This is a genomic window from Desulfovibrio inopinatus DSM 10711, assembly GCF_000429305.1.
Classification (GTDB): domain Bacteria; phylum Desulfobacterota; class Desulfovibrionia; order Desulfovibrionales; family Desulfovibrionaceae; genus Alteridesulfovibrio; species Alteridesulfovibrio inopinatus.
On record NZ_AUBP01000006.1, the window covers coordinates 174,118 to 185,310 of the forward strand.

The 11,193-nt window shown below is 52.9% G+C and carries 10 protein-coding genes and 1 pseudogene; 7 read left to right on the forward strand and 4 right to left on the reverse strand.

Going from position 1 to position 11,193, the window contains the following annotated elements:
* Positions 1–28: 28 nt before the first annotated feature.
* Genes G451_RS0107095 through G451_RS0107105 form a run of 3 tightly spaced genes read right to left on the reverse strand, consistent with a single transcriptional unit; the run spans position 29 to position 3,854 of the window.
* Positions 29–1,051 (reverse strand): ABC transporter permease subunit, encoded by a 1,023-nt coding sequence (locus tag G451_RS0107095; RefSeq protein WP_027183696.1) that lies wholly within the window; start codon positions 1,049–1,051, stop codon positions 29–31.
* Positions 1,048–2,619, reverse strand: coding sequence for a sugar ABC transporter ATP-binding protein (locus G451_RS0107100; protein ID WP_027183697.1), 1,572 nt, complete (start codon positions 2,617–2,619; stop codon positions 1,048–1,050). Before G451_RS0107100 ends, G451_RS0107095 begins: the two co-directional genes overlap by 4 nt.
* Positions 2,616–3,854: an ROK family transcriptional regulator gene (locus G451_RS0107105; protein WP_027183698.1), complete on the reverse strand. Its 1,239-nt coding sequence runs from the start codon at positions 3,852–3,854 to the stop codon at positions 2,616–2,618. The genes G451_RS0107100 and G451_RS0107105 overlap by 4 nt, the downstream gene beginning before the upstream one ends.
* Before the next feature lie 208 nt (positions 3,855–4,062).
* Here G451_RS0107105 and G451_RS0107110 point away from each other — a divergent pair, with 208 nt between their 5' ends.
* The 6 genes from G451_RS0107110 to G451_RS35300 all read left to right on the forward strand — a co-directional run bounded on the left by G451_RS0107110 (position 4,063) and on the right by G451_RS35300 (position 9,701).
* Positions 4,063–5,052: a beta/alpha barrel domain-containing protein gene (locus G451_RS0107110; RefSeq protein WP_027183699.1), complete on the forward strand. Its 990-nt coding sequence runs from the start codon at positions 4,063–4,065 to the stop codon at positions 5,050–5,052.
* Positions 5,053–5,056: 4 nt separating this feature from the next.
* Complete coding sequence (locus G451_RS0107115) at positions 5,057–6,076, forward strand: carbohydrate kinase family protein (RefSeq protein WP_051261255.1); 1,020 nt, start codon at positions 5,057–5,059, stop codon at positions 6,074–6,076.
* Between the two features lie 101 nt (positions 6,077–6,177).
* Positions 6,178–7,656, forward strand: coding sequence for a xylulokinase (xylB, locus tag G451_RS0107120; RefSeq protein WP_027183701.1), 1,479 nt, complete (start codon positions 6,178–6,180; stop codon positions 7,654–7,656).
* A 52-nt stretch (positions 7,657–7,708) separates the two neighbouring features.
* Positions 7,709–8,602 (forward strand): PfkB family carbohydrate kinase, encoded by an 894-nt coding sequence (locus G451_RS0107125; RefSeq protein ID WP_034641181.1) that lies wholly within the window; start codon positions 7,709–7,711, stop codon positions 8,600–8,602.
* A 33-nt stretch (positions 8,603–8,635) separates the two neighbouring features.
* Positions 8,636–9,307 carry a D-lyxose/D-mannose family sugar isomerase gene (locus G451_RS0107130; RefSeq protein WP_027183703.1) on the forward strand — a complete coding sequence of 224 codons (672 nt, stop codon included), beginning with the start codon at positions 8,636–8,638 and terminating at the stop codon, positions 9,305–9,307.
* Between the two features lie 235 nt (positions 9,308–9,542).
* Positions 9,543–9,701, forward strand: a complete 159-nt coding sequence (locus G451_RS35300; RefSeq protein WP_425387485.1) for a hypothetical protein — start codon at positions 9,543–9,545, stop codon at positions 9,699–9,701.
* Positions 9,702–9,820: 119 nt separating this feature from the next.
* Here G451_RS35300 and G451_RS28150 read toward each other — a convergent pair whose 3' ends face one another.
* Positions 9,821–10,441: a rhomboid family intramembrane serine protease gene (locus G451_RS28150; protein WP_051261256.1), complete on the reverse strand. Its 621-nt coding sequence runs from the start codon at positions 10,439–10,441 to the stop codon at positions 9,821–9,823.
* Between the two features lie 80 nt (positions 10,442–10,521).
* Here G451_RS28150 and G451_RS33595 point away from each other — a divergent pair.
* A pseudogene (locus G451_RS33595) lies at positions 10,522–11,130 on the forward strand (transposase).
* Positions 11,131–11,193 lie beyond the last annotated feature (63 nt).

Sequence of the window (11,193 nt, forward strand, 5' to 3'; positions counted from 1 at the left end):
GCCGTTTGCACAACACACAACCATCGATTTATGTCCGGGCCGAACCCTGTAACCGATACCGGTCCAAGGCGACCGCACCAATAATGACCATCCCTTTGATGATGAACTGCCAGACGTCAGAAACACCAACAAGGATGAGTCCATTCGACAAGACGGCAATAATCAACGCCCCGATAAGCGTCCCCCAGATAGAGCCGATCCCACCGACAAAACTCGTCCCACCGAGGATAACAGCCGCGATGGCGTCGAGTTCGTAGGCCATACCGAGCTGCAAACCATTCGCGGCATACAGGCGAGCTGCCGACATGACTCCGCCGAGACCGGCCATAAGCCCTGAAAAGCTGTAAACGAACAAAAGAACGAACCAGACTTTAATCCCAGACAACCGGGCCGCATCCGGATTGCCGCCGACCGCATAGATGTGAACACCCAAAACGGTTCGTCGCAGGATAAACCATGAGAGGAGGATGACGGCAAACGCGATGATGACAAGCCACGGCACTCCAAAAAGTGACTCGTTACCAATAAACGCAAAGGGCATATTCGGATTGAAAACCGTGGTATCATTGCCCAGAAGTCGAGCGACCCCACGTACGCCGGTCAATCCGCCCAAGGTGACGATAAACGGAGGGAGACGTAACCACGCGATGAGCGATCCGTTGAACAAACCGAAAAGCAGTCCCATCCCGAGGCCGGCAGCAATGCCGAGCATGCCATAATCCGGAATGAGTGACCCCATAACGGCCACCATGGCCGAAGCGGCCAATACCGAGCCCACAGACAGGTCAATACCTCCGGTAAGAATGACAAATGTCATCCCAGCCGCCAGGACAGTGTTGATGGATGCCTGTTGCAAAACAATGGACAGGTTCTGTAGGGAAAGAAAGCGACCGGTCAGGAATTGGAATCCAATGCACAGTAGAATGAGCACGGGAAGCATGCCCATGGTTCGAATCAATTCTTGAATGATACGTTTTCTATCTGCCACGCTGCTATGCGGGGCAGAAGGGACGTGTCCGGCCTTTCCCGTAACATCGGGTGTCGCAGTCATTGCATGACCTCCTCGTGCGCTGTGGCGTCGGGTGCATGCACGACGGATGCTCCCGTGGCCAATTCCATGATCGATTCCTGAGTAACGGGGATGTTTGTCTGACCTCCAACCTCGCCGGCGATAACGCCGTCACGCATAACGATCACCCGGTCGGCCATCCCTACGACTTCGGGTAATTCACTCGAAATGACGATGACACCGATGCCATCTTGCGCAAGTTCGTCGATGATACGATAGATTTCAGACTTGGCGCCGATATCGACTCCACGCGTTGGTTCATCAAGGAGCAATACACGTGGTTCGGTTTCTAGCAGTCGCGAGAGCAACACTTTTTGCTGATTTCCACCAGACAATGAGCCTACCGTGACGGCAGGGCTCGCCACGCGAATAGATAACGCGTCGATTGCTGCGTCCGAACGGGTTTTCGCCCTCGTCCGATCAAGAATTCCCAGTGCGTTGGAATCGTTGTCCACAACAATGAGATTGACGTTTTCATGAACGCTCATATCGAGAAAAAGGCCTTGAGCCTTGCGATCTTCAGTCAGATAGACAATACCGGCGTCAATAGCGTCTTTCGGTGTCTTGATCTGAAGTTCCTGCCCTTCAAGTCGAACGATGCCGCCGGTTCGTTCATCAGCTCCAAATATGAGGCGAGCCAGCTCGGTACGCCCCGAACCGACGAGTCCGGCAAGACAGAGAACTTCTCCTTTGTGCAGAACGAAGTTGCATTCGTGAACTCGCCTGTCGTCTCGCACACCCTGTACCTCGAACAACACATCGCCTCGGCTTCCATGGGCATCGTGGTCTTTTTGATAAAACCCGGTCAGGTCGCGCCCAACCATCATTTTGACCAATCGCTCAGACGACAATTCACTGCGTGTCAGACTGCCCACATAACTTCCATCACGAATCACGGAAACACGGTCGGCCAGTTCGTAGACCTCGGACATACGATGAGAAATGTAGATAATGGCTAAGCCTTGCTCACGGAGGGCGTTGACGAGTGCAAAAAGACTTTCGGTTTCCCGAGCTGACAACGCTGTTGTCGGTTCATCCATAACGAGAATACGAGCATTAGCATGAATGGCGCGGGCAATTTCAACAAGCTGCTGTTCGGCAATCGACAACTCGTTCACCGGAGTATGCGGAAAAAAGGTTGCCCCAAGCCGCTTCAAGACTTCGGCACATCCTCTTTCCATGGCGGAACGATCGACAAAAAAGGATTTCTTGATTTCGCGCCCCATATAAATATTTTCAGAAACAGTCAGATTGGGCGACAGCGACAACTCTTGATAGATAACCGCCACCCCCAACTTTTTGGCAACAAGTGGGCCACTGATGACAACAGGCTGCCCGTCAACCCGGATTTCCCCGCCCGGATCGGCTTGATAGGCCCCGGACAAAATTTTCATAAGCGTGGATTTTCCGGCGCCATTTTCTCCCATAAGAGCATGGATTTCTCCGGCGCGGATCTCAAGCGAGACATCGGAGAGCGCACGGACACCGGGAAAGGTTTTGGAGATGCCGTGCATTGTCAAAATGACGGGGTTTTCCTTCGCCTGACTCATGGCCGACCTCCTTCCCATTCCTTTTGAGTGCTCAGAATGGGCGCCTGTGGGGTGAACGTATAAAAGATAGGAAGACTTGCCGCTCCCACGGCTGCGGCGCTGCATCCCATAGTTCCGACGACGATATCGGGAGCAGTCCGTGACTCGGGCGCATTGGCCGCGAGTGAATCGGTCAATCCCGTTTGCAGCAAAGCAATAAAGTCACCTCCTAAATCCGAATCGAGAACCACAGTCGGAACATCAAGCAAAGCGCGCCCCGACCAGGCAACCGGTGTTAACGCTCGAACACAATCGTCCAACCACTCCGTAAACGCTGTTGTTCTCTCTGCGACGGCCTGCTCAATATCTGCCCTGCCATGAACGGGAGTATCACAATAGCGCAAGTGGCGAATCAACGTATTGACCGATGCGCGATCAAGGAGGATGTCCCAATCCTGACGAGGACGAGGCGCAGACGGCAAACGACTTGGAGGCACGGGCATCAAACCGACATCGGCGGCATTTCCTGTTGTACCGCGGATACAATCGCCGCGCTGTACAACGCCGCCCCCCACAGCCGGCCCAAGATAGATATAAAGAAAATCATCCATTTGCCGCCCCACTCCATAGAGTAATTCTGCAATGCATGCGGCGGTCCCGTCATTTTCCAAAAACACGGGAAAATCGACAGCAGCTTCGAGCATTTGCCCGAAATGTACGCCCGTCCATTCCTGAAAGACCTGCTCGGGAAGATCGAGCTCGCGCAACCAACAATCGAGATTGAATGGCATAGCCAACCCGATACCGGATAAACGCTGCCGACGTCGGGGTCCAAGAATCCCGAGCATCTGATCGATATCATTTTGCACGAGCGTCAAGGCAAGTTCGGGACTGGGAAGGAGCGTTTCACGAAACACACGATGATGCACCTTTCCGTCAAAATCGATAAGAGCGGTTTCTATACAGGTCCGATCAAGACGTACTCCAATCCCATAAACCCCTCTGGCATTGAGTTGCAGCATCGTGGCCGGCTGGCCCCGTTGTCCCTGACGTTTTCCTGCGTGATGGATGAGATTTTGGTCTTGCAAAGACGCGACAATGCCGCCAACAGCCGCACTGGTGAGACCGGCAAAGCGCGCCAAATCGGCTTTGGACGCCTCGCCCATACGTCGAAGAGCTCGCAAGACAAGGCGCTCATTGAATCGACGCAATTGCGTGGCATTTTTCCCGCGGCCATCTGTACAGACAGAATCCATCACTCCCCCGATTCGTGAATCAATCTTTGACCGACAATTCTTTTTTCATTCCAAATGGATACAAAAAATCCATACTAATCCACTCATATACATGGAATTTTTATTTGATAAATTGATTTGAATTAATTATATTCATGACAACTCGGTGTCAAGCGGTTTCCAAAAAATCAACGCTTCACCCACGCACCCCCAGCGCAGGAGAAACAGCATGAAAAAACGTCTGATCCGCAAACTCGATCGTATTAAAGACGGAAAGTATTCACCGAAAGATTTCATCATCGCCGATGCCAAAGATGGAGACATGGCCATGGGTGCCGCAGCCCCTGGTCCAGATTGCAAACGTCCCGGTCAGTTTTTGACCAAAGCGGCCTACCTGGATAAAATGCGCGCTATTGTTGCGTCCGGGCTTGTCGACATTATGCTGATGTCAGCCTCATCGGCCGAAGTGTTGATGAAAGACGATGTCCTCGAAAAGAGCGATGTCACCCCGGCCGTACGCTTCAACGATACGACGGACATATGGTTTGCTCGTGGAAATCGATATTGTGACAAGCCGTCACGTCCCTTTTCCGGATTGAATTTGGAGGCCTGTCCAAAAGGTGTGAAACTCGGGCTCTACTCCATCACCTACTCCAATGACCTCGATGCCGATTACGCGAGTTTGGAAGCCTACAAAGCATTTCGGCACCACGCCACCAAACGTGATGTCTGCCACTTCCTCGAAGTGTTTAATCCCAATCCGGCACTTGATGTCGGCCTGAGTGCCGAAGAATTGCCAGCGTTTATCAATGATTCCATTTTGCGCACGCTGGCTCCGGTCACGTCCAAAGAAGCCCCGCTTTTTCTCAAAATAGCTTACAATGGACCGGCGGCCATGGAAGAACTCGCCTCCTACGATCCGAACAATATCGTTGTCGGTATTCTTGGAGGTTCCAAAGGCACTACGCGCGACACGTTCGAATTGCTGTTCAAAGCAGAGAAGTATGGCGCGCGCGTTGCATTGTTCGGCCGTAAAATAAACTTGTCTGAACACCCGATTGCGCTGGTCCAACTCATGCGTGCTGTTGTCGAGAAATCCGTAACTCCCGAAGAGGCGGTTCGCGCCTACCACGGAGAGCTTGAAAAATCAGGATACACCCCGGCATTGCCGCTGGATCAGGATATCATCATTTCCGACCCCATCTTGCAGAAGGATTAATGCCATGAAGACCACGGGTGTCATTTGCGGCGGCTCCTGGCTCGTCGATAAGACCAAGATCATCGACCGGTGGCCGGTCGAAGAAACCGTGGCCGTCATCGAACAGGCCACCATGCAAGCTGGTGGGCCCGGCATGAACCTCGGAATCAACCTGAAACGGCTCGGGGCAGCGTTTCCAGTCTATGGAGTCGGTGTTCTCGGCGATGATGTGGAAGGCAAATTTCTTCGCGCCGTCTGCCGTCGCAACAGTGTTGACAACAAAGGATTACGCGTTGTTCCTTCAGGCCAGACGTCGTACACCGACGTTTTCACGAGCGCACAGACCGGCAAGCGAACGTTCTTCCATTTTGAAGGCGTGAATGCCCAACTCAGTCCGGATGACTTCGACTTCACCACGATGATGGCCAGTCATCTCCATATCGGAGCACCCGGTATCCATGCTACGATGGACGGACCGTCCAATGACGATGAAAACGGTTGGGTCACGGTGCTTAAAAAAGCCCGACAAGCCGGCTTGGCCACCAATATGGAATTCATCTCATTGCAACCGGAACGATTGGCGAAGCTGGCCAGACCATGTCTACCACTGCTGGATACGCTTATCGTCAACGATGTGGAAATTGGGGCCATTACCGGCATTCACACGGTGACCGATGGTGCAACCGATGTTGCCGCCGTCATCAAAGCTGCAACGACCGCACAGGAATTGGGTGTTCGGCAATTCGTCGTTGTTCACTTTCCTCTCGGAAGCGTTGTCGTCGGTCCGGGAAGAGCGCCCCATATCGCAGGTTCTGTCCATCTGCCGGAAAAATATGTGGTCTCCAGCGTGGGAGCCGGGGACGCGTTTGCTTCCGGGCTTCTCTTTGGCCTGCTTCATGATGAGTCTCTCGATGCATGTGTGGCCCTGGCACATGCTGCGGCAACCGTTTGCTTAGGTTCAGTCTCGACAAACGAAGCACTTATCCCAGCAAAAGACTGTCTCGAACACGCTCGAGAACTGGGATACAGACAACCACCAGCATAAAGAACGAGAGGGTGGAAGGCTTCCTCCCTCTCTCTTCTTCCGGTCTCCATACCGTGAACCGTTGACCACAGGCTTTTCAGGAGATTCGAGGAGGGCATTCCATGGCGTATTATCTCGGGATTGATATCGGCACTTCAGCCGTCAAAACCATTCTTGTCGATGCGAACGAAAACATCGTTGCGCGCGCCGAAACTGCCTACGGTATTGAGCGACCTCATCCTCTTTGGGCAGAGCAAGATGCACGAATATGGAGCCATGCTGTACGCCATACCGTACACATGATTCGGGACGCAGCTCCCCATGCACTGTCTGCAACGCAAGGCATCGGTTTGTCCGGCCAAATGCACGCCGCTGTTGTCCTTGATCGGGATGACCAACCACTTCGTCCGGCAATGCTCTGGAACGATGGACGCAGTAAGGACGAAGCCTGCTGGCTTCACGCACACCATCCTGGCCTGGCCGAAGAAACCGGGGTGTTGCCTATGCCCGGTTTTACGGCGTCCAAACTTGTGTGGCTCCAGCGTCATGAACCGGATATTTTTCGAAAAATACGATATGTCTTGCCAGCCAAGGATCTGGTTCGATTGGAATTGACCGGAGAGCGCTTGACCGACCCATGCGATGGTGCTGGCATGGGTATGCTGAATGAAGCCAAACGACAATGGTCGACAACGGTATTGGAGGCCATCGGCCTTGATGCATCGGTTCTGCCGGAATTGGTCGAGGGAACACAAGCCGCCGGACAAGTATCAAAACAGGCTGCCGCCGAATGGGGACTCCCCGAAGGCATTGTTGTCGCCGCAGGGGCCGGAGACTGTGCAGCCGGCGCCATCGGGGCGGGGATGACAGAGGAAGGAGCCGCGTTTGTATCATTGGGGACAGGCGTTCTCATGTTTTGCCCCACCTGCGACTATCGCCCACATATCGCCTCACTCATTCATGCCTTTTGCCACGCTGTCCCCGAACGCTGGTTCCAAATGGCAGCAATGCTCAATGGCGGGTCGGTGCTCGAATATATCACCACACTGACAGGAAGCAGTCCGGCGCAAGCTGCGGCAGCGCTGGAAACACACTATCGCGGTCCCGGCAATGTCACGATGTTGCCGTACCTCAACGGAGAACGCACCCCGCATAACAACCCTCTTGCGAAAGGTGTTTTGTTCGGCCTGACCCCGCAAACCAATGCACTCGATTTGGCACAGGCTGCCATGGAGGCCGTCGCCTACACCCTCGCTGACGGCTTGCGGTGCCTTGAAGAAGCCGGTACCGCCATACCCGGAGTTGCGCTGGTGGGAGGTGGAGCCAAAAGCCGTATATGGGCGCATATCATTGCTGCAGTGATGAAACGCCCCGTAACCCGATTCAGTGGCGGCGAAACAGGCCCAGCATTCGGCGCGGCGCGGCTGGCTCGCATGGCTCATACCGGAGAATCCGTACAAACGGTCTGCACAGCGCCCCCCGTGCTCGATATTGTAGAACCAAAGTTGGAGCATGCGGAAGCATACGAAGAGCGCCTTGCGCAATTTCGTCGCCTCTATAGTGCGCTTGCAGCAGAATTTTCATTATCCCCGGTGTCTTAGCCAACAGGCACCACAACCATTTTATAAATCTATCGTTTTTGCTGGAGGTTTCATGCCACCCACACCACATACCACTCCATGTCTGATCGGCCTGGGAGAAGTGCTTTGGGATGTTCTTGCCGATCATGAAGAAATTGGTGGAGCACCAATCAACTTCGCCTACCATGCCAACGCTCTCGGAGCCAAAGGTATCCCCGTCTCAACGATTGGAAACGATGCGCGCGGCCGGCGCGCACTCGATGAATTGCAGAAACGTCACCTCGCGACAGCAGCTATTGCCGTGGATCCGGATCACCCTACCGGCTATGTCCCTGCCACCGTGGATGAGCATGGCGTGGCAACATACGTCTTTCCCGACGATGTCGCTTGGGATCACCTCCGGTTGAACGATCAGGCACTGACGATTGCGGAACAGGCCGATGTCGTTTGTTTCGGGATTCTTGCGCAACGCTCGGCAGCGTCACGACAGGCCATTCACCAATTTCTCGATATCGCACACCATGCCACGGTGTTTTTTGATATCAATCTCAGACAGCACTTCTATACACAAGAACATATCGAAACGAGTCTGAAGCGGGCACATGTACTCAAGCTCAACGACGCCGAATTCCCGGTGCTTCGAGCTATGTTTGACCTTCCGGAAAACGAACACGAAGGCCTTACCAATCTGGTCAAGCGATTCGACCTCAAATTGGCCGCTCTCACACGAGGAGCCCACGGAAGTCTGCTCGTCGCTCCATCGGACAGCAATGAACATCCGGGTGTCGCAACCGACGTCGTGGACACCATTGGAGCGGGGGACAGCTTCACCGCGTCACTGGCCCTTGGCCTGCTTCTTGGTCACGACCTCGCAACAATCAACGACCACGCCAACAGATTAGCCGCATTCGTCTGTCGTTCCCACGGAGCCATGCCGACCGTACCCAGCTCATGGAAGCTGTTGTAAATACAGCCTGTTCGAGAAACCAAAGAGGAAGCCATGAAACGCAGTGAAATCAACCGTCGAATACAAGATGCCGAAGCATTTTTTGACAGCATGAATTTCAAACTCCCCCCATGGGCTCACTGGACAGCGGATCAATGGAAGGGGCTGGGTGATTCCGAAGTTGTTCACCATATGCTCGGCTGGGACCTTACCGATTACGGGAAAGGAGAATTCGACAAAACGGGTCTGATCCTATTTACGTTACGTAACGGCAAACTCGGTGATCCCAACGCCAAAACCTATGCAGAAAAGATTATGATCGTGGGTGAAAACCAGATCTGTCCAATGCATTTCCATTGGAACAAACGCGAAGATATCATCAATCGTGGGGGCGGCAATCTGGTCATTGAATTGTATAGCTCCACCCAAGACGAGGAGCTGTCGAATGAGCCAACAACAATTAACGTTGACGGCATCGTCCGAATCGTCGAGCCGGGCGGCACGATTGTCCTGACACCAGGAGAATCAGTCTGCCTGGAACCGGGGATGTATCACCGATTCTACGGCGAAACCGGTAAAGGCCGCGTCATGGTCGGCGAAGTCAGCTCGGTGAATGATGACAATACCGACAACCGCTTCCACGAATCCATGCCCCGCTTCCCTGCCATCGAAGAAGATGAGCCCGCCTATCGCCTGCTCGTGACGGATTATCCGAATTACGTCTAAATGCTTCGTCCCACGGTGTAGCGAATCGTATTGTACAGCAGCACTGTGGGACAATTTCTCTATGGAAATAGAGCATTAGTCTCAACGAAGAAAAAATCATTGCCCCGATATTGTCGCCATTGCCCATTATGCACCCGACACCAGCGGCGATGTCTATATTTCTGATACGAGTCTTTGCCGTATTCAAAAATTTACCGCAGAGGGACAATTCCTCACCAAGTGGGGAAGCCCCGGTATAGACGATGGTCAATTTCAATCTCCTGAAGGCCTCACGGTAGACAAAAGCGGTAAAGTCTATGTCGTCGACACATCAAATCAACGAACCCAAGTCTTCGCACCTCAGCAATCAAACGACTTGAACGCCCTGCTCCCTGTCCTTTTAATGCTTTTATAAACATATTGTCTGTTCTACTGTTTCATGCGCTTTTCAACAAAGGCGCATGAAACAGTATTATTCGTGTATAAAGGGGACAGGCGAAATATGTTTTTGGGTAGCTTCAGAAACAGCGGAGGTCAGGATTCCTGTAATAACTCCGCACTGACGTTGCCGCGACTCAAATAAAATCCACCGAAGACCAATCCGAGCACAAAACCTACAACGTGACCTGGCTTGGGATACCCACCATAAATCAAATCAAGCGCTAAACCGGACAGCAGCACAAGCGCGATCAAGGTCCATGCCAGCTTGCGCTTTAGGACACCGAAGAGCGCGAGCACTGTCGCGCACCCCGCAAACACGAAGGTTGCTTGTGAGGCTCCGGTTCCCACGTTCCATGGGGCCTCAACCCAGATCGGGCTGATGGCGGTAGCTACTCCGCCTGCAATCAGCCAGATCAGAAACGTCCGCAAACCGCCAAGTTTGCTTTCCACTAGACTGCCGAGAAGGAGCATGTAGAGTGCATTGAGCAGCATATGAGCCTGGTTTGCGTGGATGAGCTGGGCGGTAGCGAAACGCCAAATTTCCAAATTTTGTATGTCTTCAAATGTTATGCCGCCGTAGTTCCGAAGGACCGGCATCTTTACACTGCTGAAAAATTGATGATTGGCGGAATAAGACACAAAAAGCGATACGACTATCGTCAATGTCGTCAACGCCAGCGAGACGCGAAACCGCTTTGGCCGAAGGCTACTCATTGATGTTCCTTCTTAAAAGTGACTAACAAAACCGAGCCAATAATCTTAATGATTCTTAATTCTTTCAATGGGAGGTGATTATGAAGCCCGCTGAATTTGAACGCCTGTGGACGATAATTAAACCCATTCTTCCCCAAGAGCCCCCCAACCTAAAGGGGGGAGACATTGATGCAGTGACAAAGAAGCCCTTCGAGATATTTTGTTCATCCTGGAGACTGGCACTCCATGGGAAAAACTTCCTCGTGAAATGGGTTGTAGTTCAGGTATGACCTGCTGGCGTCGCTTGCGGCAGAGGCAAGCTGCCGGAGCCTGGGATAAACTCCACACAATTCTCCTCACAGAAGTCAACCGGGCTAACGCTTTCAAATGGGAGCGTTTCTCCATTGATGCCAGCTCAATTCCCTCCCCCGGGATGACCTCGGAAACGTCCGTACAACCTCCAAGCAGGCAAGGGGTACGACTTTTCTGCCTGTAGAGAATCTGACCGGAAGAAGGGAATCGTTCCACGGATTGCAAGACGAGGAATTGAATCCTCTGAACGCCTTGGTCGTCATCATTGGGTTGTGGAGCGAACATTGTCCTGGCTGAATCGCTTTCGAAAGCTACGCATTCGCTATGAAAGAAGTGCTGACGCCTATCTTGCACTGTGCTCCTTGGCTTGCTCTTTCATTACTTTGCGGTTTTGTTAGTCGCCCTTAATAAAGAAAAAAGAAAGGATGCCGCACCCTCCTCATGGTCATGACACCCTTCCT

What these genes read in the sequence shown, in the direction of transcription:
- G451_RS0107095 (WP_027183696.1), bottom strand. Translation starts at nt 1,051, where the DNA reads ATGACTGCGACACCCGATGTTACGGGAAAGGCCGGACACGTCCCTTCT.
- G451_RS0107100 (WP_027183697.1), bottom strand. Translation starts at nt 2,619, where the DNA reads ATGAGTCAGGCGAAGGAAAACCCCGTCATTTTGACAATGCACGGCATC.
- G451_RS0107105 (WP_027183698.1), bottom strand. Translation starts at nt 3,854, where the DNA reads ATGGATTCTGTCTGTACAGATGGCCGCGGGAAAAATGCCACGCAATTG.
- G451_RS0107110 (WP_027183699.1), top strand. Translation starts at nt 4,063, where the DNA reads ATGAAAAAACGTCTGATCCGCAAACTCGATCGTATTAAAGACGGAAAG.
- G451_RS0107115 (WP_051261255.1), top strand. Translation starts at nt 5,057, where the DNA reads ATGAAGACCACGGGTGTCATTTGCGGCGGCTCCTGGCTCGTCGATAAG.
- xylB (WP_027183701.1), top strand. Translation starts at nt 6,178, where the DNA reads ATGGCGTATTATCTCGGGATTGATATCGGCACTTCAGCCGTCAAAACC.
- G451_RS0107125 (WP_034641181.1), top strand. Translation starts at nt 7,709, where the DNA reads ATGCCACCCACACCACATACCACTCCATGTCTGATCGGCCTGGGAGAA.
- G451_RS0107130 (WP_027183703.1), top strand. Translation starts at nt 8,636, where the DNA reads ATGAAACGCAGTGAAATCAACCGTCGAATACAAGATGCCGAAGCATTT.
- G451_RS28150 (WP_051261256.1), bottom strand. Translation starts at nt 10,441, where the DNA reads ATGAGTAGCCTTCGGCCAAAGCGGTTTCGCGTCTCGCTGGCGTTGACG.